Origin of the sequence: Pontibacter virosus (assembly GCF_003096355.1) — a bacterium.
GTDB classification, from domain to species: domain Bacteria; phylum Bacteroidota; class Bacteroidia; order Cytophagales; family Hymenobacteraceae; genus Pontibacter; species Pontibacter virosus.
Genome location: NZ_QEKI01000006.1, coordinates 57,230 through 82,808 on the forward strand (window position 1 = coordinate 57,230; position 25,579 = coordinate 82,808).

The 25,579-nt window shown below is 50.0% G+C and carries 23 protein-coding genes; 8 read left to right on the plus strand and 15 right to left on the minus strand.

What is annotated here, in order from left to right; all coding sequences use genetic code 11:
• Positions 1–181 precede the first annotated feature (181 nt).
• Positions 182–832 carry an MCP four helix bundle domain-containing protein gene (locus C8E01_RS10790; RefSeq protein ID WP_243409532.1) on the plus strand — a complete coding sequence of 217 codons (651 nt, stop codon included), beginning with the start codon at positions 182–184 and terminating at the stop codon, positions 830–832.
• Between the two features lie 196 nt (positions 833–1,028).
• Here the strand turns inward: C8E01_RS10790 and argH are convergent, their stop codons facing one another.
• From argH to C8E01_RS10830, 8 genes are all read right to left on the minus strand, one after another.
• Entirely contained in the window at positions 1,029–2,360 is a 1,332-nt protein-coding gene (gene argH / locus C8E01_RS10795) for an argininosuccinate lyase (protein ID WP_116543433.1), read from the minus strand.
• 69 nt (positions 2,361–2,429) lie between these two features.
• Complete coding sequence (locus C8E01_RS10800) at positions 2,430–3,494, minus strand: M20 family metallo-hydrolase (RefSeq protein WP_116543434.1); 1,065 nt, start codon at positions 3,492–3,494, stop codon at positions 2,430–2,432.
• Positions 3,487–4,284, minus strand: a complete 798-nt coding sequence (gene argB, locus C8E01_RS10805) for an acetylglutamate kinase (RefSeq protein WP_116543436.1) — start codon at positions 4,282–4,284, stop codon at positions 3,487–3,489. The genes C8E01_RS10800 and argB overlap by 8 nt, the downstream gene beginning before the upstream one ends.
• A gap of 298 nt (positions 4,285–4,582) precedes the next feature.
• Positions 4,583–5,533 (minus strand): Rossmann-fold NAD(P)-binding domain-containing protein, encoded by a 951-nt coding sequence (locus C8E01_RS10810; protein ID WP_116543438.1) that lies wholly within the window; start codon positions 5,531–5,533, stop codon positions 4,583–4,585.
• Positions 5,533–6,681, minus strand: coding sequence for an aspartate aminotransferase family protein (locus C8E01_RS10815; protein WP_116543439.1), 1,149 nt, complete (start codon positions 6,679–6,681; stop codon positions 5,533–5,535). The genes C8E01_RS10810 and C8E01_RS10815 overlap by 1 nt, the downstream gene beginning before the upstream one ends.
• Before the next feature lie 180 nt (positions 6,682–6,861).
• On the minus strand, positions 6,862–7,863 hold the full coding sequence (argC, locus tag C8E01_RS10820) for an N-acetyl-gamma-glutamyl-phosphate reductase (RefSeq protein ID WP_116543441.1): 1,002 nt from the start codon (positions 7,861–7,863) through the stop codon (positions 6,862–6,864).
• A complete protein-coding gene (locus C8E01_RS10825) occupies positions 7,863–9,059 on the minus strand; it encodes an argininosuccinate synthase (RefSeq protein ID WP_116543443.1) in 1,197 nt (398 codons plus the stop codon). Before C8E01_RS10825 ends, argC begins: the two co-directional genes overlap by 1 nt.
• Positions 9,060–9,066: 7 nt before the next feature.
• Positions 9,067–9,735, minus strand: a complete 669-nt coding sequence (locus C8E01_RS10830) for a GNAT family N-acetyltransferase (RefSeq protein ID WP_116543447.1) — start codon at positions 9,733–9,735, stop codon at positions 9,067–9,069.
• 554 nt (positions 9,736–10,289) lie between these two features.
• On the opposite strand from C8E01_RS10830, the gene C8E01_RS10835 reads away from it, so the two are divergent.
• Positions 10,290–10,568 carry a hypothetical protein gene (locus C8E01_RS10835; protein ID WP_116543448.1) on the plus strand — a complete coding sequence of 93 codons (279 nt, stop codon included), beginning with the start codon at positions 10,290–10,292 and terminating at the stop codon, positions 10,566–10,568.
• A gap of 1 nt (position 10,569) precedes the next feature.
• Here the strand turns inward: C8E01_RS10835 and C8E01_RS10840 are convergent, their stop codons facing one another.
• From C8E01_RS10840 to C8E01_RS10865, 6 genes are all read right to left on the minus strand, one after another.
• A complete protein-coding gene (locus C8E01_RS10840) occupies positions 10,570–11,817 on the minus strand; it encodes an aspartyl protease family protein (protein ID WP_116543449.1) in 1,248 nt (415 codons plus the stop codon).
• 189 nt (positions 11,818–12,006) lie between these two features.
• Complete coding sequence (locus C8E01_RS10845) at positions 12,007–12,741, minus strand: acetolactate decarboxylase (RefSeq protein WP_116543450.1); 735 nt, start codon at positions 12,739–12,741, stop codon at positions 12,007–12,009.
• 51 nt (positions 12,742–12,792) lie between these two features.
• On the minus strand, positions 12,793–13,860 hold the full coding sequence (locus tag C8E01_RS10850) for a DUF5700 domain-containing putative Zn-dependent protease (RefSeq protein ID WP_116543451.1): 1,068 nt from the start codon (positions 13,858–13,860) through the stop codon (positions 12,793–12,795).
• Between the two features lie 79 nt (positions 13,861–13,939).
• A complete protein-coding gene (locus C8E01_RS10855) occupies positions 13,940–14,503 on the minus strand; it encodes a DUF4256 domain-containing protein (RefSeq protein WP_116543453.1) in 564 nt (187 codons plus the stop codon).
• A 25-nt stretch (positions 14,504–14,528) separates the two neighbouring features.
• Positions 14,529–15,173: a hypothetical protein gene (locus C8E01_RS10860; RefSeq protein ID WP_116543455.1), complete on the minus strand. Its 645-nt coding sequence runs from the start codon at positions 15,171–15,173 to the stop codon at positions 14,529–14,531.
• 82 nt (positions 15,174–15,255) lie between these two features.
• A complete protein-coding gene (locus C8E01_RS10865; RefSeq protein WP_116543457.1) occupies positions 15,256–16,239 on the minus strand; it encodes a gliding motility protein GldB-related protein in 984 nt (327 codons plus the stop codon).
• A 463-nt stretch (positions 16,240–16,702) separates the two neighbouring features.
• Between C8E01_RS10865 and C8E01_RS10870 the strand changes: the two genes are divergently transcribed.
• The 4 genes from C8E01_RS10870 (at position 16,703) to C8E01_RS10885 (ending at position 21,586) form a co-directional block, all read left to right on the plus strand.
• On the plus strand, positions 16,703–18,313 hold the full coding sequence (locus tag C8E01_RS10870) for a sodium:solute symporter family protein (RefSeq protein ID WP_116543459.1): 1,611 nt from the start codon (positions 16,703–16,705) through the stop codon (positions 18,311–18,313).
• Entirely contained in the window at positions 18,253–18,705 is a 453-nt protein-coding gene (locus tag C8E01_RS10875; protein WP_116543461.1) for a GNAT family N-acetyltransferase, read from the plus strand. The genes C8E01_RS10870 and C8E01_RS10875 overlap by 61 nt, the downstream gene beginning before the upstream one ends.
• A 4-nt stretch (positions 18,706–18,709) precedes the next feature.
• The gene (locus C8E01_RS10880) at positions 18,710–19,783 is read left to right on the plus strand and encodes an alanine racemase (RefSeq protein ID WP_116543462.1); all 1,074 of its coding nucleotides are present in this window, start codon (positions 18,710–18,712) and stop codon (positions 19,781–19,783) included.
• 456 nt (positions 19,784–20,239) lie between these two features.
• Positions 20,240–21,586, plus strand: coding sequence for a Na+/H+ antiporter NhaA (locus C8E01_RS10885; RefSeq protein ID WP_243409533.1), 1,347 nt, complete (start codon positions 20,240–20,242; stop codon positions 21,584–21,586).
• 50 nt (positions 21,587–21,636) lie between these two features.
• Here C8E01_RS10885 and C8E01_RS10890 read toward each other — a convergent pair whose 3' ends face one another.
• The gene (locus tag C8E01_RS10890; protein WP_116543466.1) at positions 21,637–22,560 is read right to left on the minus strand and encodes a universal stress protein; all 924 of its coding nucleotides are present in this window, start codon (positions 22,558–22,560) and stop codon (positions 21,637–21,639) included.
• A 161-nt stretch (positions 22,561–22,721) separates the two neighbouring features.
• Here C8E01_RS10890 and C8E01_RS10895 point away from each other — a divergent pair, with 161 nt between their 5' ends.
• On the plus strand, positions 22,722–25,037 hold the full coding sequence (locus C8E01_RS10895) for a putative monovalent cation/H+ antiporter subunit A (protein WP_116543468.1): 2,316 nt from the start codon (positions 22,722–22,724) through the stop codon (positions 25,035–25,037).
• Positions 25,034–25,576 carry an MnhB domain-containing protein gene (locus C8E01_RS10900; RefSeq protein ID WP_116543470.1) on the plus strand — a complete coding sequence of 181 codons (543 nt, stop codon included), beginning with the start codon at positions 25,034–25,036 and terminating at the stop codon, positions 25,574–25,576. Before C8E01_RS10895 ends, C8E01_RS10900 begins: the two co-directional genes overlap by 4 nt.
• Positions 25,577–25,579: the final 3 nt, after the last annotated feature.

Genomic DNA, 25,579 nt, shown 5'->3' on the forward strand with positions numbered 1-25,579 from the left:
ATGAAAGAAGTTATCTGTATTTTAGAAAGAAGAAGTAACAATATGCCGCAAGTTCAGCACAATTATTGCACTTCATAATGCTGGTTTGTATTGGGTTTTATAAGCCTTAAAACGTATCTTGTCTTTTACTTAAATCTTGTTGCGTATGAACTGGGCCTATCGAATAACAAAACGTGATAAAGTGGCATTTGCGCTGGGTTCAGTGTTTGCTATCATTATTCTGGCTAACTGGTTTGCCAGCTACAGCATCGGACGGGTAAGTAATCAGTTTAGCGAGGTATACCACGACCGTTTGGTCCCCTCGCTGGTTATTTCGGATGTGATGGAACGCTACTATCAAAACCGCCTGACATTGGAAGACCACATTCTTTCAGCATCCGCATCGGAGCAAGACAGCCTGCACCAGCTGGTTGTGGCGAATACAGAAGAGATAGAAACATTGATAGATCAGTTTGAGAAAACGTACCTGATCGAGCGTGAAAGTGCCGGGCTGGCTACTTATAACAAAGAGTTTGGAAAACTGGTGGCCGTACAGGACCGGATACTGAAGCTAAGCAGCGAGGGAGAAAAAGAAGAAGCTGAAAATCTGTATCGCACGGAGGGACACCAGGCATTCCTGCACTTGCTAGAGCCGTTGCACGAACTGATTAAGCTGCAGGGGGAAGTGGGAAAAGAATTGTACCAGTCGGCTGACAGGCAAGTGAAAACACTGAAAGTGCTCTCCTACCTGGTTATCGGGATGTCGGTATTTATAGCCCTGCTTGTTGCCACGCTCCTGCAGGCTACCCGAAAACTAAATAACATCAAGCCTCAGAACTTCCGGCTAAACTGATTTCACTCGCGCGCTTGCGTGGTTGGGCATAAAAAGGGAAGGCATGTTAAGGATCCGTTTCGGACTGACACGCCTTCCCTTTTTAGTAGAATCTGCCTGGATTAATTAAGATGACCTGACTTATACCTGATCGATTCTCTAAGCAGGTATAGCCAGCATTAAGAAACGAGGCAGTTATAAGTCCTCGCTACTGATCTTATTTTACAAGTTCTTGAAGTGCCTTCTCGGCTCTTTCAAAGTGGAAGCCTTCGATAGCCTGGTCCATCCGAGAAGCAATTTCCTTATTGCAAAGGTTTCCGATACTGCCTTCGTGGGTATGGGTGACGGTTTCCGGAACCGTAAACGTACCCGCTTCGATTCTTTCGCCTACCACTTTATAAGCATCTCGAAAAGGCATTCCGACCAGCACTTCGGCATTAACGGCATCTACGCTGAAAGCATACTTGTACTTGTCCTCCTCCATGATCTGATCACGCACCTGCAGTTGTGGCAGCATAAAAGTCATCATATGCAGGCATTCTTTTAATTCAGTGATAGCCGGAAAGAGCGATTCTTTGAGTAGCTGCAATTCCCGGTGATAACCGGACGGCAGGTTGACGAGCAGCATCGAGATTTCGGTTGGCAGGGCCTGCATTTTGTTGCACTTACCGCGCATGATCTCAAATACATCCGGATTCTTCTTGTGCGGCATGATGCTCGAGCCGGTCGTCAGGTTATCGGGCAGGCTCACAAAGGCAAAGTTCTGGCTCATATACAGGCACAGGTCCATGGACATACGCGCCAGCGTTGCTGCCACTGATGCCATGGCGGTGCTTACCACCCGTTCTGTTTTACCACGCCCCATCTGCGCGTACACCACATTGTAATTCAGGGTACCAAAGCCGAGCAGATCTGTCGTCAGCTGCCGATTGAGCGGAAACGATGAGCCGTAACCAGCCGCAGATCCCAGTGGGTTTTTGTCCGTAATCTTGTAAGCCGCTTGCAGGAGTAGCACATCATCCACCAGGCTCTCAGCATAGGCGCCAAACCAAAGACCGAAGGACGAAGGCATGGCCACCTGCAGGTGGGTGTAGCCGGGCAGTAACCTGTCTTTGTGGCGCTCACTCTGCTCCTGCAGCACATCAAATAGGGCTTTCACCTCCTGCACCACTTGCTGCAGTTCGTGTCGCAGGTATAACTTCAGGTCAACGAGCACCTGGTCGTTGCGGGAGCGACCGCTGTGAATTTTCTTGCCAGCCTCTCCCAGTTTGCGGGTCAACTCCAACTCTACCTGCGAGTGCACGTCTTCCACGCCTGATTCAATCTCAAAATCACCAGCCACGATGCGGTGATAGATGGCTTTCATCTCCTGCTGCAGCGCATCCAGATCTTCTTTCTCCAGCAAACCCACCTGCTCCAGCATACGCGTGTGCGCCAGAGAGCCTAGTACATCGAAAGCAGCCAACTGCATGTCAAATTCAGGATCGCGGCCAACTGTAAATTGCTCGATCTCTTTTTTAACGTTGCTGTTCTTTTGCCAGAGTTTCATATTTTGATTGAGTGATTGAGTGATTTTTCTTTCTGTCATTTCGAGCAGGTTCGATTCCCGCTCCTGGTACTATTTTACTACCCTTTCAAGTATATCAATGTAAAGGCTTATACCTTCTTCTAGCTCGTTTAGGTAGATGAACTCGTCAGCCATGTGTGAGCGGGCGGAGTCACCGGGTCCGAGTTTGAGGGAAGGTATGGACAGCAAAGCCTGGTCAGATGTTGTTGGTGAACCATAAGTACTGCGACCCAACGCTATACCTGCCTGCACCAGCGGGTGGTCCAACGATATAGAAGAGGGCTTGAGTCGCATGGAACGTGGCGTCACGTCTGCTTTTACATGCTGACCTATTACCTCCAACACCTCCTCCATGGTATACGCATCCGTCAGGCGCACATCTACCGTGAACTTGCACTGATCGGGTACCACATTGTGCTGCGTTCCTGCCTGTATCATGGTCACGGACATTTTCACCGGGCCGAGGTGCTCTGATACTTTCGGAAAACGGAAGTTCTGAAACCAGGTAATATCCGGCAGTGCTTCGTAGATCGCATTCAATCCTTCTTCGCGCGCGGCATGACCCGAGCGGCCTTTTGCAACACAATCCAGTACCAGCAAACCTTTCTCAGCTACCGCCAATTGCATGAGCGTTGGCTCGCCTACTATGGCAGCTTCCAGTTCGCCCAGTTCGGGCAGGATCAGTTCCAGGCCATTCCTGCCAGAAATCTCTTCTTCGGCCGTTGCTGCAAATACCAGGTTATACCTTAGTCCGGTCTCTTCATAAAAGTAGAGGAAAGTCATGAGCAAAGACACCAGGCAACCACCTGCATCGTTGCTGCCCAGACCATAGAGTTTTCCATCTTCCACGGTAGCTGTAAAAGGGTTGCGGGTATAGCCGGTATTAGGCTTTACGGTGTCGTGGTGCGAGTTGAGCAATAAGGTCGGCAGTGCTGCATTGTACTGCTTATTAAAGGCCCATACATTGTTTTGCTTACGGTGTATTTCTACCCCTTTGCTTTTCAAAAAACCTGCAAGCAGGTCGGCCGTTTTGTCTTCTCCCTTGCTGAAAGAAGGTATAGCGATGAGTTGCTGCAGGAGAGCCAGGGCCTCCGGGTATAGGCTTTCTTTATGCATGACGGAGCGTGATGGTAGTGCCTGAGAAAGCTTCTGAATCGGCCAAAGAAGGAAGTCCCTCTGCTTCCCCGATCAGCACGGCACTCACACCCTGGCGGAGCGCTGCAAAGGCGTTGTCCAGCTTCGGGATCATGCCATCTGTCACAATGCCTTTCTCTTTCAGTTCCTGATACCTGTTCTGGTCGATTGCTGAGATTACAGAATCATCATCCTGCGCATCGGACAATACACCCTTCTTCTCAAAGCAGTATACCAGTTGCACCTTATAATACGGAGCTAATGCCGTGGCCAGCACGGAGGCAATGGTATCGGCGTTGGTGTTGAGCAAACTACCCTGCCCGTCGTGGGTGAGCGGTGCAAAAACAGGAGTAAGTCCGGCATCCAGCAGTGCCCGGATAGCGGTGGCATTGATGGTTTCGGGACCAGCTATATCGCCTGCAAAACCGTAATCCACCGTTTTCACAGGGCGTTTGGTGGCAGGTATAGCATTGGCGTCGGCACCAGTCATCCCGATGGCATTGCAACCCAATGCCTGTAGTTGTGCCACCACGTTTTTGTTGATGAGCCCGGCGTATACCATGGTTACCAACTTGAGTGTCTCGGCGTCAGTCAGGCGGCGGCCCTCTACATAAGCTGGCTGTATGCCCAGTTGCAGCCCGATGGTAGAAGCAATTTTGCCGCCGCCGTGCACCAGTAGTTTAGGCCCGGGCAGTTGCGCGAAATCAATCAAAAAACGCTGCAACCGCTCCGGGTTATCTAAAACATTTCCGCCTATTTTTATGATGTACATGTTTTAATGAGTGAGCTTGTGACTGAGTGATTTGAATAGTGGGCTAGTGAGTGGTTTAGTTAATGGATTGGTTAAGCGATATGGATGATTTTGTGCGGACAGGTCGCGACCTGTCCGCACGTATGTTAATCGTCGACTACGAACAAAATATAACTGTTGGGTTTATCCCTTAATGTACAAGATATACCTGCAATATGTACTTTGTGCACGATTCGGACAGGTCACGACCTGTCCCTACAAGTATACCTGGAACATCTCCAAATCTCCAAATTCACTAACTCACTTACCCACTAAATCCCTAAAGCGATTCCAACATCCGCTTCAACACGGCTTGCGCGGCGTACAGACGGTTATTCGCTTGTTCGATTACCAGCGAGTTCGGTCCGTCCAGTACTTCGTGGCTCAGTTCCAGACCACGACGCACCGGCAGGCAGTGCATCACTTTGGCGTTGTTGGTCAGTGCCAACTTTTCGTTTGTGATCATCCAGCCCTCACCGTCTGTGAGCACCTGTCCGTACTGCTCGTAGCTCGACCAGTTCTTTACGTACACAAAGTCCGCATCTTGTAAGGCCTCGTCCTGGTTGTGCAGCACTTGTGCGCCTTTCGTAAACTCTTCTGCCAGATCGTAGCCTTCCGGGTTTGTGATGACTAGCTCCACATCCGCCTGCTGCATCCATTCTGCGAATGAATTGGCCACACAATGCGGAATAGGCTTGATATGCGGTGCCCAGCTTAATACAACTTTTGGTCGCTTGCCCGCAGCGGCCTGTTCTTTGATTGTCACCAGGTCGGCCAGACTTTGCAGCGGATGGCGCGTAGCTGACTCCAAGCTTACAATCGGAACTCCTGTCAACTCGATGAATTTGTTCAAAAGGTCTTCGCTGTAATCTTCGTTTCTGTCCTGCAATTTTGGGAAAGAGCGAATGCCGATGATATCACAGTACTGTCCCATTACCGCAGCGGCTTCACGGATATGTTCCACCGTTGTGCCATCCATAATTACGCCATCACGGGTTTCGAGTGCCCAACCTTCTTTGTCAAGGTTCATCACCATCACGTTCATACCCAGGTTCATTCCGGCCTTTTGTGTGCTCAGGCGGGTGCGCAAACTGGGGTTCATGAAAATCAGACCAAGCGTTTTGTTCTGGCCAAGTGATTTGTGTGCGTAAGGCGACTGCTTTAGTTCGAGTGCTTCGTTCACTAGGGCGGCTACGTCCTGCACATCGTGTACGGAAGTGAATTGCTTCATTAGGCGGTTACTTTCTGGGTAAGGATTGATGAAAATGCTTTCAAAAACTTATCGGCTTCTGCTTTGCTGATGGTCATGGCAGGAAGCAAACGTAGCGTGTTCTTGTTGGAAGAACTGCCCGTGAAAATGCCATATTGGTTCAGCAGTTCTTTGCGGATAGCTGAACAGGCTTCATTTAGTTCTATACCGATCATCAGGCCCTGTCCGCGCACTTCCTTCACGCCCGGCATACCTTCTAACTTCTCTTTCAGGTAGTGGCCCATGATGGTGGCATTTTCCAACAGGTTTTCATTCTCCATTACTTCCAGCACTGCCAGCGACGCAGCGCAGGCCAGATAGTTACCTCCGAACGTAGTGCCCAACATGCCATGCCGCGCCTCTATTTTCGGACCAATCAGCACGCCGCCCACCGGAAAACCATTGCCCATACCCTTGGCAACCGTGATCAGATCCGGAGTAATGTCGGCATGCTGGTGCGCAAAGAATTTACCAGAGCGACCATAACCTGATTGCACCTCATCCAGAATCAGATGTGCCCCAACTTTTTTACAGCCAGCTTCCAATACTTTTAGGAAATTAACTGTCGGAATGTTTACCCCTCCTACACCCTGTATACCTTCCACGATCACAGCAGCCAGTTCCTGTCCATGCTCCAATAGCGCCTGCTCAAAAGCAGCTACATCGTTAAACGGCAGGAAGATGATGTTGTCTGTCTGGTTGATCGGGGCCACAATGGTCGGATCGTCGGTTGCGGCCACAGCGGCAGATGTACGTCCGTGGAAAGATTTTGTGAAGGAGATCACTCTTTTACGACCTGTCTGGAAGGATGCCAGTTTCAGGGCGTTCTCGTTGGCCTCAGCCCCGGAGTTGCACAGGAAAAAGCTATAGTCTTCGTAACCGCTGAGTTTGCCCAGCTTTTCGGCCAGTTCCTGCTGCATCGGCATTTGCACCGCGTTAGAGTAGAAACCGATGTCGTACAGCTGGCGCGCGATGCGCTTGAGGTAGTGTGGGTGAGAGTGACCTATAGAAATAACGGCGTGGCCACCGTATAGGTCGAGGTATTTGCGGCCTTCTTTGTCCCAAACAGACAGACCGGCTGCTCTTACAGGTTCGATATTGAAGAGCGGGTAAACATCAAAGAGGTTCATGGCTTTGGAATTAGATGTAAGAGGTTAGAAAATAGATGTAGAACAGTGTTCTTGGGTATGTGAGCATGGTTAAATTGCTTAATTGTTAAATGGTTAAATTATTGACTGCTGATTGTTTTGTCCTCAGCGTAATTTATCCCCTCCCCCCTTTAAAGAGGTATTCCATTCGGAAGAATCCTTTTAAAACGCCGCGGCTTTTAGCTTTAAGCCTGTAGTCTCATCCAACCCAAAAAACAGGTTCATGTTCTGCACGGCCTGTCCAGCGGCCCCTTTCAGCAGGTTGTCGATCAGGCTGGTGATCACGAGCATGTTACCATGCTTCTGCAGGTATAGCACGCACTTGTTTGTGTTCACCACCTGCTTCAGGTCCGGGTTCTGGTCTGTGACGATGGTAAAAGGATGTCCTTGGTAGTAGTCCTTGTACATAGCTTGGGTCTCTTCCAACGAAAGATCCGACTGCAGGTAGGCCGTTATGAAAATGCCCCGTGCAAAAGGTCCCCGGTAAGGTATAAAGTGGATGTCCGGCTGGCCTTCTGCCTGCAGGTACAGCAGACTGCGCTTGATCTCACGCAGGTGCTGGTGCTCCATTACTTTGTAGGTAGAAATATTCTCGGTACGCCAGCTGAAATGCGAAGTAGCGCTCAGGCTCTGACCGGCTCCGGTTGATCCTGTGATGCCACTCACATGCACATCGGCGTTCAACAGACCCTGCTTGGCAAGCGGCAGCAAAGCCAACTGTATACCTGTGGCAAAGCATCCCGGGTTAGCAATGTGCTGCGCCTGCTGTATCTGCTCACGCTGCAACTCCGGCAAGCCGTACACAAAGTTTCTTTCGCCTGCTTCCACCGCATCTCTTGCGGTATTTTCGTTCCAGCGGAAATCCTGGCTCAGGTCAATGATCTTTGTTTCAGCCGGCACTTCGTTCTCTGCCAGAAATTTGGCCGCCTCCCCATGGCCGGCGCATAGAAAAAGGACATCCACAGGTATAGCTGCATCAGCTGAAAACAACATGTCGGTTTCGCCCAGCAGATCAGGGTGCGTGGCGTATACCGGTTTGCCTGCCTGACTGCGGCTCTGCACGAATGCCAGCTCTACGTTGGGGTGCAGCAAAAGCAGACGCAACAGCTCGCCGCCGGCGTAGCCCGCCCCGCCTACTATACCTGCTTTTATCGTTACTTCCATTATAATTCGGTATTGTTGATCTTGTGGTACATCACGGCCTGGTTGCCGAAAATCTTTGAGAAGCCTTTCACATCCTCCCCTGACCAGGCATTGTTCATTTCGCCGTAGCTACCAAACTTCGACGACATCAGGTCGTGCTCTGATTCGATGCCTTCTACCTGGAAACGGTAAGGCGCCAGCAGAACGTGTACTTTGCCGGTCACATTCTCCTGTGTCTCCTGTAGGAAGGTCTCGATGTTACGCATCGTCGGGTCGATGAACTGCCCTTCGTGCAGCCAGTTGCCGTACCAGGTCGCCAATTGGTCTTTCCAGTAAAGCTGCCATTTGGTTAGCACGTGCTTCTCCAGGGTATGGTGTGCCTTGATGATCACCATCGGGGCGGCTGCCTCAAAACCAACGCGGCCCTTGATACCGATAATGGTATCGCCCACGTGGATGTCGCGGCCAATGGCAAATGGACCTGCTATACCCTGCAAGGCCTGAATGGCTTGCACCGGGCTGTCGTACACCTGGTCGTTTATACCTGTCAGTTCGCCTTTCACGAAATGCAGCGTCACACGTTCTGGTTGCTCTTTGGTGAGTTGGGTTGGGTAGGCCGATTCAGGCAGTGGCTGGTGCGATGTCAACGTTTCTTTGCCGCCTACGGAAGTACCCCATATGCCTTTGTTGATGGAGTACTGCGCTTTCACGAAGTCGTATTCCACGCCGTGCTGCTTCAGGTATTCAATCTCCTCTTCACGGGAAAGCTTCATGTCGCGGATTGGCGTGATGATCTCAATCTCCGGGATCATCACGTGAAAGATCATGTCGAAGCGTACCTGGTCGTTACCAGCGCCTGTGCTGCCATGGGCCACATAGTCGGCACCCAGGGCTTTGGCATGGCGGGCGATAGCCATGGCCTGTGTCACACGCTCGGCACTAACCGACAGCGGATAGGTGTTGTTCTTCAGCACATTACCAAAGATCAGGTACTTGATGCAGCTCTGGTAGTAGTACTCCGTTTCATCCAGATTCGTATGCTGCGTCACACCCAGATCGTAGGCACGCTGCTCCGTCTGCTGCAGTTCCTCTGCTGAGAAACCACCGGTATTTACCAAAACAGAGTGCACTTCCAGTCCCTTTTCTTCTTTTAGGTACTTTACACAGTAAGAGGTATCCAGGCCGCCGCTGAAGGCTAAAACAACTTTCTTCTTCATGATATTCTTAAATGCTTGTCGGGTTCGTGTTTTGGTTTCCGTGAGTTTGTGCAAAGGTGCCATAGCCAACAGGTATAGACGGCTCTTCAATCGGAATTAGAATCTGAAGCTGCTCCCGGGCGATTGGCTTCTGCTCGCGTGCAGGATCATAGAGCATGGCGGTGCAGAGGCAGTTGCTTCGGTTCTTCATCAACAGAATCTCGTAATTGATGCAGCTTTTGCATCCATCCCAGAAAGCGTCATCGTCGGTCAGTTCAGAGTAGGTAACCGGACGGTAACCCAAGTCAGAGTTGATCTTCATCACAGCCAGACCGGTAGTCAGACCAAAGATCTTTGACTCCGGATATTTGGTGCGTGACAGCTCAAAAATTTTGTTTTTGATCAGTTTGGCCAGGCCGCTTTTGCGGAGCTCCGGTGATACGATCAATCCTGAGTTGGCCACATACTTGCCATGGCTCCAAGTCTCGATGTAACAGAAGCCAGCCCAAACGCCGTTCACGTCCAAGGCGATCACGGCCTTGCCTTCCAGCATTTTCTGGGCAATGTACTCCGGGGTACGCTTGGCTATACCTGTACCTCTGGCCTTAGCCGAGGACTCCATTTCATCGCAGATTTGCTGCGCATAGCTGGTGTGTTGCACAGTGGCAACGGTAATGATAAAAGGAGATGGATTCATTATATAAATTATATACCGGGGCTATGCCTATGCATAACCAAACTGATACAGAATTAGAAATAATTGAAACAATGCTGTGAAATGGATATGCAGCTTCGCATACCTGCATCAGGCAACTTTCACTCACATAAAAAATTTGGAAGTTTGACTACTGCGTGGGTAGTCGGGAGGCATGTCGGCCTAGGGCCTGTAGCGGACCACGGCATTAATGGCCCTCAAAACTATCCTGGCAGACAGGATAGAAAAAGACGCACCCTTCAGAGAAAGGTGATTTACCATCGCAGATGATAAAAACGGCTTTTTTTTCATTTCAATTTGTTGGTTCAAATTTTATTAAAACAGGTCTTTGCCTGTAATACAAAGCAAAGATTTGCAATTAATATCGGCATCTACAACAATTGGTTGTAAATTATGATAAAATTTACACCTTACTACAAAAAGTTACAACATTTAGTTTAAATGATCTCCGTTTATTTGACTTCAACTCGAAATACGGAGCCTAAAACGAATTCGAGCTCTTAACCTTTTAGCACCTTTGCGTATCTTGCGGCGCAATGAAGAATATATCCCTTAGCGTTATCATTGGCCTTTTATTTTCAGCCATCGGCACGGCCTCCCTGTTCCTGACCCGTGACCCGCTCATGGCTGCCATCTGGCTTAGCTTTGGAAACGGTCTCATCTTATCCAATCTGCGCTTTAACAAACCCGATGCGGTTGGCAACATGGTAGCTTCCCCCATCCCTAAAATTAGGTTCTATGTCGGCATTGCCTTGGTCGTGATGGCAGTGGTGTTATTGGGCGTGCAGGTATACATGGATATGCAGCAGGCCTAGGCTAGATCCTGCTCTGCAAAACCATCTCTACGTTTACCAGTTTAGAGTCCCGCTTCAGCTTCAGTCTTACCTTGCGGCCCGGCTTGCTGTCGAAGAGTTCGAGCAATTCGTCCAGGGCAAGTTCTGTACAGTCCCTCCCGTTGATGTTGATGAGCTGATCGCCGGGCAGTAGTCCGCTCGCTTTGGCAGGTGAGTCGTCTATTACATGCGACACGATGTAGAAGTTGGCGCCGGGCAGCGGCGTACTGATTTCAAAGCCGGTCATGTTGTAGTAAAACGGATCGCTGTATTTGCGATTGGGCATCAGCACCATGCGTTGGTGCGGGTAATCGAATATCACGGTAAAACGCTTCAGAATATCGGAGCCCAGGTTACCGTTGCGGTTCGCCAGGTTGAGCGCCGCCTTGATCGACGCTTCGTCCGGATAGGAAGCCGGCAGGTTGTGCAGCTCGTACCTGCCCAGCGAAAAACTATTGATACGGCCTATCTTGCCACTGATGTCCCCACTCAATCCCCGACCCAGGTAGGCTTCCATTACTTTCGGCGGTAGCTGCAAACGCTCGTCTGTGGGCAGGTAGAGCGAAATCGAATGGCTCGCTCCCGTATCGATCACGAGCTTCACTTTGATGGAATCCCCGTTGTGCTGCCGAACCCCCGCCTCTACATAGGCCTTGGTGTTCTCAATGTGGAGCGGGTATACCTCTGCTTTTTTGTGGATCTTAAGATCCAGGTCAGGTCGGTAGAGTGTCAGCGTTTTGCTGCTGTAATTTATCTTGACAATGAAATTGCGGAAAATGTCGTAACCGATGATGCCGTGAACGGCCATACCCATGCGGGTAGACAGATTGAAAACATCCTCCATCAGTACGTATACCTGGTGGTTTACCCCCACGATGCCGGGCATGCGCATAAAGTTTCCCTTGGAGTAAATGGCCTCCAGTTCGTGCCCCGTGCCAAGCCCCTGCAAAGTAATGCGACCGGCTTCGTTTAAACTGAGCGAATCTGAATATTGCAGGCGGGTGATCAGCGTATTTTTCACACCTGAATCGAGTATGAAATTCAGAGGTTTCGAGTCGTTGATCTGTACCGGAATGATAATCAGGTTATGCACCAGTTTAAAGGGAATAGTGATGCTTTTGCGTTTAGAGGTGAAGTAGGCTGTGTCGCTGGCAAATGCCTGACCTATCGCTTCGGAAAATGACAAACAGAAGCAAAGACAAAGCAGGATGAAGGGAGAAAACCTTGTCATGGGAAAAGCTACATAAGACACAGATAATCAGTCTTATTAGTATACGTAGATTTCAAGACAAGATAGTATCGATACTGAATATTGTTGGTTTAGTTCAATATAAGAAATAGCACAAAAAAACAGCTGCTATACCTTTAGACTGACCTTAGGTAAAACAGCTGTTATGAAAGTCCAGAATAGAAGGTCTTATTATGCCTCCGGCAGGTATAGCGTCAGGGTGCCGGATTTAAAAGTTACATCATCCAGGTGTCCCATTTGGGCACGGTCTTTTGTGATCAGATGCAGGTGCATGAAAGTGTCGTGGTGGGTGAAAACGGCTTTGTGCTCAGTTGAAAAGAAGCCTACAATGTCTACATCCGACTGCGCCAATTCGTAATTAACCTGTCCCTGGTGGGCTTCGGCGGGCGAACTCACAGTAGAACCTGCCGGCAGATTGACGATGTGGATGGTAGCCCGTTCTACTTGGCCACTTACCCGGAAAGCAAAAGGCCGTTTGCTGTTCTGCGTTTCATGATCCAGGTATAGCTCCAGCTGCTGCATGGTTCGGATAGAGTCTGGCAAGCTTAGCTCATGCCAATCGGGCACCTGCGCGTATACAAAAAATGGTGCTTTTACCGCAAAAGTTTCTTCAACCCGCATGGTCGTGTCGCTGGTCACCACCGATTTATAGGACTTGCCATCCAAGATCAACAATTCGCCAGCCAGGTACTCTACCGGTCCGAGTCCGTAGAGGTGCTGCTTATTCGTAAGGGTATCCAGATCGACTTTGCCGGCTAGTTCGCCCTTCCACATCACATGCCGCATCGCACCCACTACCTGCACATCGCTGGAAACAGGATTGGCATTATGCATGGCATCTGTGGTGCAACTGCCCAGCACCAGGGCAGCCAAAAGGCTGATGGAGGCAAGTGATAGGTGATTCATATTCTTATTTCGTTAAAGCTATCCCGCTGTAGGTAGCAGAAAGGTATAGCTTTAATTTAAAACTTTAGCTTCGGATTCTATCTTCTTAAGGTAAGCAATGGCTTCGTCGGAGAACACAAAGGGCTTCGATTTATCCTTCTTTGCGGCTTTGTTGTAGAGGTGGATGATCTGGAAGGGATTGTCCATGTTCGACACCAATCTCTTTTTAAGCCCATTCCGCTCAATCACGTCGGCCATGTAAAAGCCGGGTACGTGACCACTCATACCGATCACTTGGTTTCTGATCTCTTTGCTGGAGTACTCCTTCTGGCCGGAGGCTATTTCTTTGATAGCAGCATCTACTTTCGGAAGGTTTTGTTTGCCCAGGTCCAGCAAATAGGTGCCCCACTGCATATCCTCCGGCATGTTGGGGGCAACCGCATATTTCTTGTCGATCAGATCAGGAACTCCCTCGTTCATCAGCAACTGCAGCATCAGCAGAAGGCTTTTATCTTTTTCAGCCACATCATAGCGCTTTGGTTTGTTGAGCAAATGGTGTAGCTCATGACCTCCCACAGCACCCGGCTTCACCTGATTGAACTTGTATTCGAGCCACAGGTTCAGCACCATGTTTCCTTTATGAGCCACCGCATCGTTGTCCAAAGCGATCAGGTAGACACCTGTACTGGCGTTTTTGCCGTGCATGCGTTTTGGAAGCATACTGTAGCAGGTTTGGTACATGGTGTTTACATAGCCTTCTTTATCCGCTTTTAGCTGCGCCAGGTACTGGCGCAGTTCCGCTTCATGCGCTTTGTACACATGAATGCTGTAGGTCATGTAGTTCGCCTGCCAGTCCTGTAACCGGACTTGCAAGAGACTGTCATGCTCGGGCATGTAGACCACTTCCATCGTTTTGCGATAGTTATTGAGGTAAGATTCCTTGTAATTCTGGTTTTCGATGTACTGTTGGTTGCCTTTCATTGCCAGAAACTGGTGCCAGGTATCATCGTGTAGCTGCTTGCCCGATTTCAGGGTATCCACCAGTTCAAAATAGCGTTCGGCCGCCGATACATCCACCACCTGCGCCTGGGCAGCGTATCCGGAAGCTACTAATAACAAAAGGGTAAAAAGTTTTTTCATGTAGGTATAAGTTTGTTTAGCGTAATCAATTTGAACTGGTGTAGGCTAGTGCAAGGTATAGCTTAGCTTGTTAAGAAATTCAGACCCTCAAGGCACCACGAAAAGCCCGAGCGGAATAGTAAGATTGCGCTCCGTTGTGGTACACAAATACATACCCGTAGCGAAAATCGGCAAACAACGCACCACCTAGCTTTCTAATATCATCCGGTGTTTGAATCCAGCTCGAAGTCTTTAGATCAAATTCACCAAACTTTTGCAGCTCCCGATACTGCCCCTCTGTCAGTAGTTCGATACCCATAGCAGTTGCCATATCAATCGCATTGTTTTCTGGCCTGTGCTCTTTCCTGGACTCGAGTCCCGCGCGGTCGTAGCATACGCTTCGGCGCCCCTTGGGACTTTCTGCTGTGCAATCCATGAAGATAACTTCGCCTGTTTTCGCATCCTGCCCTACCACGTCCGGCTCCCCTCCCGTGCGCTCCATTTCGTGCAGCGACCACAGTTTCGCAGGGTTTGCCTTCAGTCTGGCCTGTACATCCGCCCACACGATACCTGCATGGCGGTGCGTGTTTTTTTCGAAGCGGGTTTTTAGGGTGTTGAGAAGTTCTTTCGCTTCTGCTGAAGAAAGTATGTTCGTATTTCCCATGGAAATTCCTATGTTTTAAATATAGCTACTCAACACTAACACTGAACTTGTTTTGCGTGCCATACTTCTCTGGTTTTCCTAAAGAGACCATCCACCTGTCGTACGTTGCCCTGGCTAGCCATTGCACCACATAGTTATCCTTTAGTTCACTTACAGCAGCAGCTTCGCCAGCCAGTTTCTGAGCTATCTCAAAGAGTTCGCTCTTCTTGCTATGATGGAACACAAAAGCGGCATAAAACTTATCTATCGGCAAGCTTATCTGCTCTTCCTGATAGAGTTGACGGACTTGTGCGAGCCTGATGCTGTCTCGATTCGCCATGCTGTCATCGAACAGACTAAAATAAGTTTTAAGGGTCATGCGGTCTGCCTGGTCCGTTTCATAAGCGTAGGCAAGCTTATGACTCGCATCACCAGCGTCTACCACAGCAGGATCTAATGGGCGCAAAAGGTCAACAAGCACACCTGTAGCGCAGATAGCTGTTATCATTAAAGGCAGTCTCAGCCACTTTTTATGAATGTTAGGGCGAAAAACCTTTACTATAAAGACTACCAATAGAGCCGCCAGACAAAAGGCAATGATTGCAAGCAACAGAAAACTCGTCAGGTTGTAGACATAAGAAAGTATGCCTACCGGTAAAAGTAATAGTAGCGGGATTAAGTATTTTTTCATTCATGTGTGATGATGTTCCTCGACAACAGCTTAGCATATGAGGAAAGTGAAGAGTTAGCTGAAGCTTTAATCATCTATTTCGTTAATTTCTGTATTTTTCCAAATAGCCACTCTTTTGCAGAAAACTTTCCGCATCCGACATCAATATTATGTCCTCAATGGCCTGTTTCTTATCGGAGACGTTGTTGTAGTATGCCTCGCAAATTTTAAACCCTATGAAATAGGCTAGGTCAGCTGGCCGTTTTGAACGGTAGTTGTACATCCAATCCGTGTCTTCAATGGATTTCCCATTCTTGACATCTGCATAAAACTCCCGCCATAGCTTCTCTTCGTAGTCCATGCCGTAGTCATAGATGGCTTTACTCAACGTGACTCTTTCCAACATCAAAGAGGCTATAAAATCGGCTGCTCCCTCTACTATGGTTTGCTTAAGCAGTGATTCATCTCCATTGTCTCCACCTGGTTGCTGTGTATGAACGGCTTCGTGGGCCACTACACCAATGATATCACCCGTTCTGTTTTCCAGGACAAGCCTCATAAAATTATTCTTGTCAAACTCATGGAGCGCAACAGTTTTGTTTACTGCCACAATTTCAGTTCCAATCAGAATTAATCCCTCTGAGGTTGTGCCTCCAGTCCTTAAAGTACCGATCGCAAAACAAACGTCTGGCTGCCTAAAAGCTGGATAAAGTGCCTTAAGTTTGTCAAAAGCAGGCTGTATCTCTAATTTCCTGTTTTGCACATTTACTGTCAAAGGCCTGATTGCTTTCCAGAATTCAGGCATCGTCCTCACCAACTGGACGTACTCTTCGGCCTTGAAATTTCGCAACTGCAAAAATTCCTTGAAGTATGGACTGGCTTTATCCAGGTATAATTCCTGAAATGTCAATGCACTGTCTGCAGAACTTTCCAAATGGTCATATGCCGTCCAAAAATTTTCTATGTCCTGCGTTACAACCTGGTAACCGACTTCGGTTGATTTTCCTGTTTCAATAGGAACTTCTGAATGTTTGCAGCTCAGGATGAATAAACTACCAAATAAAACCCAGTATAAGTTTCTCTTCATCCTTACTCTTCTATTGTCGCTAACTATACTTTAGCTTGAGCATCTACTCACATTATTTGAACTGTAATTATATCAATTTCTCCTGACTCTCCTGACCAACAACCATCGTCTATATAGGAATCACCTAATTTAAGCATTTCTCTAATTTTTCATTCTAATATTTACAATAAATTAATTCAAACTCCTACTTTCTCAATCCGAATTCTTTGTCTCAACAACCTATCTCGGTATGTCTTTCTAAATATTATTATCCTAACACAATTGCCCTTTCTGATCCGTTCTGAAACAGCGGCAAGTCTTGACATGTTTTTATGCGATTTGCATAAAAACAACATACCAATTAAGCTACTCTCCGCCTATTAGATCAATTTCACAACTTCTACGGGCTTTTCAGCAGAATTTTGAGTATATTCAAATTAAGCGATACAAAAACAACGAACCCATACTTATACTATTCTAATACATGCACATCATTGACCTTACCATCTTCGTGCTCTATATGCTGGCCATGCTGGGCGTTGGTTTTTACTTTCTCAAAAAGAACCAGGGCGCAGACGATTACTATGTGGGTGGCCGGAACATGGGAAGCGGACACATTGGTCTGTCGGTGGTGGCAACGGATGTGGGCGGCGGCTTCTCCATTGGCTTGGGCGGACTAGGTTTTGTGATGGGTCTCTCGGGTGCCTGGATGCTGTTTACCGGACTGCTTGGGGCCTGGCTGGCAGCGGTCTTTCTTATACCTAAGGTCAAGCGTAACCCGGCTTTCGACAAGTTCCTCACCTTCCCACAAATCTTCGGCCATTATTTCAATGCACGGGTGGCGTTGCTGGCGGGCATCATTTCGGCCATCGGCTATACCGGCTTTACCAGTTCCCAAATTTTGGCGGGTGCCAAACTGGCCAGCGGCACCTTTATCAATCTCGACCTCAACACCGCCCTCCTGATCATGGGCATCATTGCAGTGGTCTATACCGTGATGGGCGGCATGAAAGCCGTCATCTACACTGATACTGTGCAATGGGCCATCCTGATGGGCGGACTCATCTTCATAGGTATACCTGTTTCTTTTCTGGCAATCGGTGGCGGCGTGGAGCAGATCGGCTTCGGTCAGCTTACCGATCTTGCCTGGCTTTCTTCGCAGTCCGGTCGTAGCATGGACGCGATCCGAAGCACGCTGCCTGCTGAGTTTCTCACGCTCACCAACATCACCTGGCAGCAAATCGTGAACTGGGCCATCACCATCATCCCGATCTGGTTTGTGGGCATGACGCTCTACCAGCGCATCTATGCCTGCCGCGACGAGAAAACCGCCAAACGAGCCTGGTACCTGGCTGGCTTGTTCGAATGGCCGATCATGGCATTTATGGGTGTGAGCCTGGGTATACTAGCCCGGGTGGCTGCTGAGCAAGGTATGTTTGAGGCGCTGGGCGTTGGAGCCGCTGCTGTAGACCCTGAGTCGGGACTACCGATGCTGCTGCGCTCGGTGCTGCCTGTTGGCTTAATGGGCCTGATGCTTTCGGCTTATTTCTCCGCCATACTATCCACCGCTGACAGCTGTTTGATGGCTTCATCTGGCAATATCGTGACGGATGTGATCGGGCACTTTACTAAAACTGATCCGGATTCGCCTAAGATGCTGCGCCTGTCGCAACTTGTCACGTTCCTCGTCGGGGCCTTTGCGCTTTGGCTGGCCACTACCATGACCAACGTGCTCGACCTGATGCTCTACTCTTATGCTTTTATGGTGTCCGGGCTGTTTGTGCCCATCATCGGGGCGCTGTTCTGGAAACGCCGCAGCAGCGTGGGGGCTTTCTGGGCCATGCTCGTGGGTGGTGCCACTACGATTCTGTTGCAGATAACCATGAACACCGAAGGCCTCGTAAACATGCCGTGGCTCGATCTGAGTTTTAGGCTACCCTATGACCTAGACCCCAATTTATTTGGTCTCACGGCTGCCCTAGTACTTTACATTACGTTAACTATACTATACCCAAATAAAACTAAAAAAGAGAAATGGCAGAAAACGATTCCGTCCAATACGAGATTCATACGCCAAGCAACCACCAGCAACTAAACCGCGACAAGGTGCTTGACTTCCTGTTCCAGCACCTGGATCAGTACGGCGACGCCCGCGAGGACATTGCCAAGTGCATGGATTACGCACTGTCTGATGCAGAGGGTAAAGGGGGTTCGGTGATTGTAGCCCGTGAGGCGGGTAAAGTGGTGGGAGCCCTCATTCTGAACAATACAGGTATGAGCGGGTATATACCGGAAAACATTCTCGTATACGTAGCCGTGCATGGCAGCCAGCGCGGCAAGGGCGTTGGCAAAAAACTGGTGCAACTGGCCACAGAGACAAGCGATGGCAGCATTGCCCTGCACGTGGAGCCCGACAATCCAGCCCGACACCTCTATGAAAAAATGGGCTTCACGAACAAATATTTAGAATACAGACTTATCCGATAATAGCATGGCCGTCTTAAAACTGTGCCGCACGAAACTCAGACACAACTATAACCACCTCGACCGGATATTCCGCGAAAAGGGCATTGACTGGGGGATTGTCACCAAACTGCTTTGCGGCGAAGAAACGTTCCTGAAGGAAGTGCTCGACCTTGGCGTAAAGGAGGTACATGACTCACGGGTGTCGAATCTGATCGCCATCAAGAAAATGGCACCCGATGTGCAAACCGTCTACATAAAACCCGCCCCGAAACAAAGCATACCCGACATCATCCGCTACGCTGATGTGAGCTTTGAAACGGAACTTGACATCATCCGGCTTTTGTCAGAAGAGGCCGTCAGGCAAAAAGTAACGCATAAAATCATCATCATGATCGAGATGGGCGACCTGCGGGAGGGTGTGATGGGCGACGATCTGGTGAACTTCTATGCTCAGATCTTCAAGCTGCCCGGCATCTCTGTGATCGGGCTCGGTGCCAACTTCAACTGCCTGCATGGCGTGATGCCCACGCAGGACAAACTGATCCAGCTCAGCCTCTACAAGCAAATCATCGACGCCAAGTTCAACCTCGAAATCCCCTGGGTGTCAGGGGGCACATCGGTGACGATACCGCTGCTCTTCAACCACCAGATGCCGAAGGGTGTCAACCATTTCAGGATTGGGGAGGCGCTGTTTTTCGGACTCAACCTGTTCACCGGTGAGACCTTTGAAGGCATGCACGACGACGTGTTCGAGTTCTGTGCCGAAATCATCGAGCTGAACCAAAAGCCCATGATCCCGATCGGGACGCTGGCCGAAAACCCCAGCGGCGAGAGCTTCGAGATTGACGAGCGCCTCTACGGCAAAACATCGCACCGTGCTATCCTCGACGTGGGCCTGCTCGACATCAACCCCAAATACCTGCTCCCCAAAGACAAAGCCCTGAGTGTAGTGGGTGCAAGTTCTGATATGCTCGTGGTGGAGTTGGGAGAGAACGAGCAAAACTACAAAGTGGGCGACGTGCTCAGCTTTAACCTCCGGTATATGGGTGCGCTCAGCATCATGAACTCCCGCTATATTGCCAAAGAGGTGGTTGAATAGATGGTTGAATTGTTTGGTGCACGATTAAACTGTTCCACTCAGTAGGAAAATTCAGGAATGATTCGGGACAACTGTGACTTTTACTACAAGTGATCATGTATGGCAGGAAGCTTTGATCATAGACTTTTATACACATCAGGGCTCTCATGGCTCTTCGGGATTTCTCAATCCCGAAGCAAACTGTCGGGGATTTCCTAAACCCCGTGTGCCGGTTTCGAAGGTATAGGGAGATAGAAATTACACTTCCGGAAACGACTCCTTATAGATGTGTTCGGAAAGGTCGGACAGCTAGCCTATACCTGCAGCTAAACTTTTCGCCCTCACTTCATCGCATGCTGGGGTGAGGGCTTTATTGCTTTCAGCTATTTTTTTGTCAGCAAGGTATAACGGAGTCAAAACTTTTCAGAACCTCCTACGTCTCTAAGGTGAATCTGAATATGGCTATACTCTTATACCTTGGCAGCTAAACCAACCTTGATCAACCGCATTGTCTACTCCTTCGAACGTTTCGAGCAGGTGCTGTTGCGTGGAGGTACGCTTACTATAATTACAGCTTTGCTGGCCCTTTCCTGGCATAATTCGCCCTGGGGCGCCTCATGGCTATACCTGGTAGAAAATCCGCTGACCGTTGCGTTTGGCAAGTACAGTATCACCAAACCGATTGGCTTCTGGGTGCAGCAGGTGCTACTGGCCTTGTTCTACCTGGCATTGGGCCTGGAACTGAAACGGGTGCTACGTATAGGAGAACTTCAGGAAAAACCCGTCATGCTGTTTGCTGTAGCTGCCGCTTTAGGGAGCATGGCTATACCTGCAGCACTATACCTATACTTGGCTCCCGCTGCCGCACAAGCAGGCTGGAGTGTGGTGGCCACTGCCGATGTTGCGGCAATACTGGCGCTGCTGGCACTGGCCAGCAATTCACTACCACTTTCCCTGCGTGTGTTTTTGTCTTCTACTGCTATCATGCAAGGTATAGCCAGTTTGCTTCTCAGCGTGATGCTTTATACCGTTATTCAAAACCTGCTGGCGCTTTCGGTTGCTACGGGTGTGTTTGGCTTGCTGGTGGTGTTGCGGGCGCTGCGTAACCGTACGATGTGGCTTTACCTGTTGCTGGGTCTGGTAATGCTGGTAAGCTTCTTGTTAGCAGGTGTGCAGGGTGCGGTGGCGGGTGTGTTGCTGGCTCTCGTAATACCGATTCACTCCAGGGTGATAGAAGAAGATTTCGTGACGACCACCGATACAGTGATGGGGCAATTGCATGCCCTGCGCATGATGAAACGACCCGAACCAGGCGAAGAGATGGAAGAAGATTTCCAGGCAGCCGTCCATACTCTTCGGATGAATTGCACAAAGGCTTTGTCACCGCTACGGCGTTTGCAGCAAAGGATTCTGCCTTGGGCGGCCTATCTGGCCTGGCCCCTTTTTGCGCTTGCTTTCGTGCCTTTTGCCTACAACAGCTTTGTATGGCGCGATTTGCTTGGTCCCGTACCGCTGGGTGTATTCATGGCGCTGGTTCTCGGCAAACCCATGGGCATGTTGCTGTTTGCCTGGCTGGCTTCATTGACAGGTATAGCGCGTGTACCAGCCACCGTGCACTGGGGGCAACTGGCGGGAGGCACGCTGCTGCTGGGCGCCGGCTTTATGCTATCACTCTTTCAGGCACAGCAGGTATTTCCTGCCACAGAGCAGCTCACGCTCGTGAAGATCAGCATTTACGCCGCTTCCGCCTTGTCGGGTCTGCTTGGCTTGTTCGTGTTGGCGGTGGCTGGCAAAACAAAAGACCTGCCACACGCGCAGGTATAGCAGGTCTTTTTTGTATTGCTTTATTGTCCCTTTAAGGACAAAAAGGAATCCTAGTCGTTGCCCAGGAGAGCGTCCAGGAAACCGATCTCCTCATTCTCTTTCTTGTACACGATCATCGGAACGTCATCGTTGTAGCGCAGAATTTTCTCGGTTACACTACCCAGCACAAACAACGCGGCGGCCGATTTGCCTTTTGCTCCGATTACAAGCATATCTGCCTTCAGTCGCTTGGCCTCTACCATTACCAACTCTCCGATATCATCTTCGTTTTCCTGCTTCACCAGATGCAGGGTAGCACGGTCATTCAACTCTGGGAAACGCTCCAGCACCTGGGCAAATTTGTTTCGTGCAAAGCCCTTCATGCGCTCATCAAAGTCTTCGTAACTTATGCCCAGTGTAATGTAACCGGTAGGTACCTCGTAGGCGTGCATGCAGGTGATGCGCACTTCCGGTCTGGTCAGGGCCGAGTCGAGTATGCGATCCAGTGCCATCAGCGAATATTCAGAGAAATCCACGCTCACAACAATGTGGTTTAGTCTTGGCTCGATGTTCTCCGGCACAAACAGCACACTTACACGGCCTGTTCGCAAGAGTTTCTGGGCCAGCACGCCACTGCCGCGCATGTGAAACTTGCGCCCGGCCAGTATCAGGTCGATCTGCTTGACCTTTGACCAGTGCAGGAGTTCTTTCAAAGGTGATCCTTCTACCACCTGCACATCCACCTGCACCCGGCTATCAGGCCCAAAGTAACTTTCGACTTTCTCTATCAGGGAAGCGCGCAGTTTTTCGTCGGCTGGCATTCCGTTAGGCATGCTTTCAAGCACTTCGTCCGGTATGTCCAGACTCTTTTCAGCATGGATGAAGTACACTCTCTCTATTTCAGAAATGGAGCAAAGAAAAGCGGTGTAGCGAATCAGGGTTTCGTCCATCTCCGACAGGTCGAGCCCCACCATAATACGTTTCAGCGAGTTCATGATAATGTTTTGGTTTATGGGTTATGGTTTGCTGCGCTTGTCTTTTTCGTGCTCACCCCCTCATTTTCGCCCCTGACGTAACATAAAATGCGCAGATTGGTACTAAGTGTTAAATCAGCTACGAAATTAACAAGGATACATTTACAAACTAAGCATTTTTGATGTTTTTAGCTATACTCGCAGGTTTCCTGTTGGCATTTGCCGCGCCTTTGCTCTACCGCTGGCTCGGCAAATGGGTATACGTGCCTATGGCGCTACTGCCTTTTTCCATCTTCATATACCTGCTCACGCTTGCCCCTGCCGTGCTGGCCGGCAACAATTTAGGCGAACTGCACGCATGGGCTCCCTCCCTTAACATCAACCTGCATTTTTTTCTTGACGGACTCAGCCTGCTCTTCGCTTTGCTGATCACGGGCTTTGGTACGCTCATTATGCTATACGCGGGCGGCTACCTGAAAGGTCACCCTTTGCTTGGTCGTTTCTACCTATACCTGGCGCTGTTCATGACAGCAATGCTGGGGCTTGTGCTGGCAGGCAACATCATCTCCATCTTTATATTCTGGGAGCTTACAAGCATCAGCTCATACCTGCTCATCGGTTTCGGCCACGACAAAGAGTCTTCGCGCAACTCGGCGCTACAGGCACTGCTCGTGACTGGTCTTGGCGGCCTGGCCCTGATGGGTGGTTTGATCCTGGTAGGTATGGCGGGCGAAACCTATACCTTGAGCGAGCTGCTGGATCGGGGCGATATGGTTACCAACCATGCGCTATACCTTCCGGCACTGGTCCTGGTTCTGCTGGGCGCTTTTACCAAATCGGCGCAATTCCCCTTTCACTTCTGGCTCCCTAATGCCATGGCTGCACCCACGCCGGTCAGCGCCTACCTGCACTCGGCTACTATGGTGAAGGCCGGCGTATACCTGCTGGCCCGGCTCACACCCGTGATGGGCGGCACCAACGAATGGCAGTATACCCTGATGGTGGTGGGCGGCATTACTACGGTGCTGGGCGCGCTGCTTGCTACACAACATACCGACCTTAAAGCCATCCTGGCCTATACCACCATCAGCGCGCTGGGCCTGCTGGTGACCATGACAGGTATCGGAACCGCGCCGGCGCTGGAGGCGATGGTGGTGTTTTTGCTGGCGCACGCCCTCTACAAAGGCACGCTGTTTTTGGTGGCCGGCAACGTGGATCACGCCACTGGCACCCGCGAACTGACGCAACTCGAGGGCCTGTCCGGCTCCATGCGCTACACCGCCATTGCAGCGTTGCTGGCAGGGATGTCCATGGCGGGCCTGCTACCTTTTTTCGGCTTTATTGGCAAAGAGCTTCTCTATGAAGCCACACTCCAGGAAAGTCCTTTCCGGTGGATGCTCTTTGCGGTGAGTTTCTTTTCCGGGATGGTGTTTGTGGCCGTGGCGATCGCATTGGGGTATGGTATTTTCTGGCGGCGCAGTGCAAGCCCTACGCCCCTGCAGCATGCTGACAAAGCGCTGCTATACCTGCCTCCGGTTTTACTTGCCTGCACTGGGTTGGTGTTTGGTTTGCTGCCGGGCTTTTTTGTGACGCCACTCCTGCAACGGGCTGCAGAGGGCATGCTGGGTGTGGAGCAAGTATTTGAGCTGGCGCTTTGGCACGGTTTTAACCTAGTGTTGGGACTCAGTCTGCTTACTGTTTTGCTGGGCTACGTGGTGTACCACTTCTCCAACCGACTGCTGAGTTACGCCAATCGCTTCAACAGGCTATACCTGTTCGGGCCAGCAAACCTGTACCAAATGGGGCTCAAGGGTTTTCTAAAGGGAGCTACCAAAATCACAGCCTTTATTCAAAACGGGTACCTGCGCAGCTACATTGCGGCCATCATCACGGCGCATATAGCGCTGGTTGTGCTCTCGCTCTGGAGAAACGGTCCGCGGCTTGAACTGGTGAACCGTCTACCGGAACTCGGACAGCTGCGCATGTATGAGGTGGTACTGTTGCTCATGATTGTGCCAGCACTGATCTTTCTGTTCAAGTCACGTTCACGCTTAACCTCCATTGCTATTATGGGTATCATTGGTTACTCGGTGGCACTGTTCTACATCCTCTTTGGGGCACCCGATGTGGCTGCCACCCAGCTGCTTATCGAAACACTTACAGTCGTGATCTTTGTCCTCATTCTACACAAACTTCCGGCCTTTACCTATCTGTCGCACGCCTCCGAGCGCTACAAATATGTACTGCTCTCGCTGGCTTTCGGGGCCATGATGACGTACGTTATCCTGATCGTGAAGCAGTATCCGCTCGACTCGCAGCTAAAAGCTTATTATGGGGAAAGTAGCTACCTCCTTGGGCAGGGGCGCAATATCGTCAATGTGATTTTGGTAGATTTCAGGGCACTCGATACGCTCGGCGAAATAGTGGTGCTGGCCGTAGCCGCTATCGGTATTTTAGCCATGCTGAAACTACGTATGCAGAAAGGAGACAAATCATGAAAACCATCATACTTGCGACCGCCATTCGCATTCTTATCCCGATCTTCATCATCTTCTCGGTTTATACCTTGTTCCGGGGCCACAACCACCCGGGTGGGGGCTTTATTGGGGGGCTGATCGGGGCCATTGCGTTCGTGTTCCACACCATGACGCACGGCCCGCAGCAAACCGTGGATACCTTTCTAAAGCTGAACTTCTACGGTTATCCGCGACAGCCTAACCAAAGTCGTTCGCTCTACCTGATGCGGATGATGCGCGTGAATGTATGGCGCCGCAGGAAAATGGCCCGGCACCCCGAGATAAAACACCGCATGATTCGCATCGAATCTGTTTACATCATTGCTACGGGCTTACTGCTAGCCGCCACCAGCGGAGTGGTTGGGTTGCTTTCCGGTCAGCCTTTTATGCACGCCTACTGGGCCGACTTTTACATTCCGGTGCTTGGAAAACCAGGTACACCCATTTTGTTTGATCTGGGAGTGTACCTGCTTGTAATTGGGGTGGTGCTCAAAATAACCTTTGTGATGTCAGAAGAATAAGAA

Excerpts from the sequence above, each read along its gene's own strand:
- C8E01_RS10855 (WP_116543453.1), bottom strand. The coding sequence starts at position 14,503 with ATGGGAAATACGAACATACTTTCTTCAGCAGAAGCGAAAGAACTTCTC.
- C8E01_RS10800 (WP_116543434.1), bottom strand. The coding sequence starts at position 3,494 with ATGCATAAAGAAAGCCTATACCCGGAGGCCCTGGCTCTCCTGCAGCAA.
- C8E01_RS10865 (WP_116543457.1), bottom strand. The coding sequence starts at position 16,239 with ATGAAGAGAAACTTATACTGGGTTTTATTTGGTAGTTTATTCATCCTG.
- C8E01_RS10830 (WP_116543447.1), bottom strand. The coding sequence starts at position 9,735 with ATGAATCCATCTCCTTTTATCATTACCGTTGCCACTGTGCAACACACC.
- C8E01_RS10815 (WP_116543439.1), bottom strand. The coding sequence starts at position 6,681 with ATGAACCTCTTTGATGTTTACCCGCTCTTCAATATCGAACCTGTAAGA.
- C8E01_RS10825 (WP_116543443.1), bottom strand. The coding sequence starts at position 9,059 with ATGAAGAAGAAAGTTGTTTTAGCCTTCAGCGGCGGCCTGGATACCTCT.
- C8E01_RS10850 (WP_116543451.1), bottom strand. The coding sequence starts at position 13,860 with ATGAAAAAACTTTTTACCCTTTTGTTATTAGTAGCTTCCGGATACGCT.
- C8E01_RS10875 (WP_116543461.1), top strand. The coding sequence starts at position 18,253 with ATGGCAGAAAACGATTCCGTCCAATACGAGATTCATACGCCAAGCAAC.
- C8E01_RS10810 (WP_116543438.1), bottom strand. The coding sequence starts at position 5,533 with ATGAAGCAATTCACTTCCGTACACGATGTGCAGGACGTAGCCGCCCTA.
- C8E01_RS10895 (WP_116543468.1), top strand. The coding sequence starts at position 22,722 with ATGTTTTTAGCTATACTCGCAGGTTTCCTGTTGGCATTTGCCGCGCCT.
- C8E01_RS10870 (WP_116543459.1), top strand. The coding sequence starts at position 16,703 with ATGCACATCATTGACCTTACCATCTTCGTGCTCTATATGCTGGCCATG.
- C8E01_RS10845 (WP_116543450.1), bottom strand. The coding sequence starts at position 12,741 with ATGAATCACCTATCACTTGCCTCCATCAGCCTTTTGGCTGCCCTGGTG.
- C8E01_RS10860 (WP_116543455.1), bottom strand. The coding sequence starts at position 15,173 with ATGAAAAAATACTTAATCCCGCTACTATTACTTTTACCGGTAGGCATA.
- C8E01_RS10880 (WP_116543462.1), top strand. The coding sequence starts at position 18,710 with ATGGCCGTCTTAAAACTGTGCCGCACGAAACTCAGACACAACTATAAC.
- argB (WP_116543436.1), bottom strand. The coding sequence starts at position 4,284 with ATGTACATCATAAAAATAGGCGGAAATGTTTTAGATAACCCGGAGCGG.
- C8E01_RS10840 (WP_116543449.1), bottom strand. The coding sequence starts at position 11,817 with ATGACAAGGTTTTCTCCCTTCATCCTGCTTTGTCTTTGCTTCTGTTTG.
- C8E01_RS10890 (WP_116543466.1), bottom strand. The coding sequence starts at position 22,560 with ATGAACTCGCTGAAACGTATTATGGTGGGGCTCGACCTGTCGGAGATG.
- C8E01_RS10835 (WP_116543448.1), top strand. The coding sequence starts at position 10,290 with ATGAAGAATATATCCCTTAGCGTTATCATTGGCCTTTTATTTTCAGCC.
- C8E01_RS10900 (WP_116543470.1), top strand. The coding sequence starts at position 25,034 with ATGAAAACCATCATACTTGCGACCGCCATTCGCATTCTTATCCCGATC.
- argC (WP_116543441.1), bottom strand. The coding sequence starts at position 7,863 with ATGGAAGTAACGATAAAAGCAGGTATAGTAGGCGGGGCGGGCTACGCC.
- argH (WP_116543433.1), bottom strand. The coding sequence starts at position 2,360 with ATGAAACTCTGGCAAAAGAACAGCAACGTTAAAAAAGAGATCGAGCAA.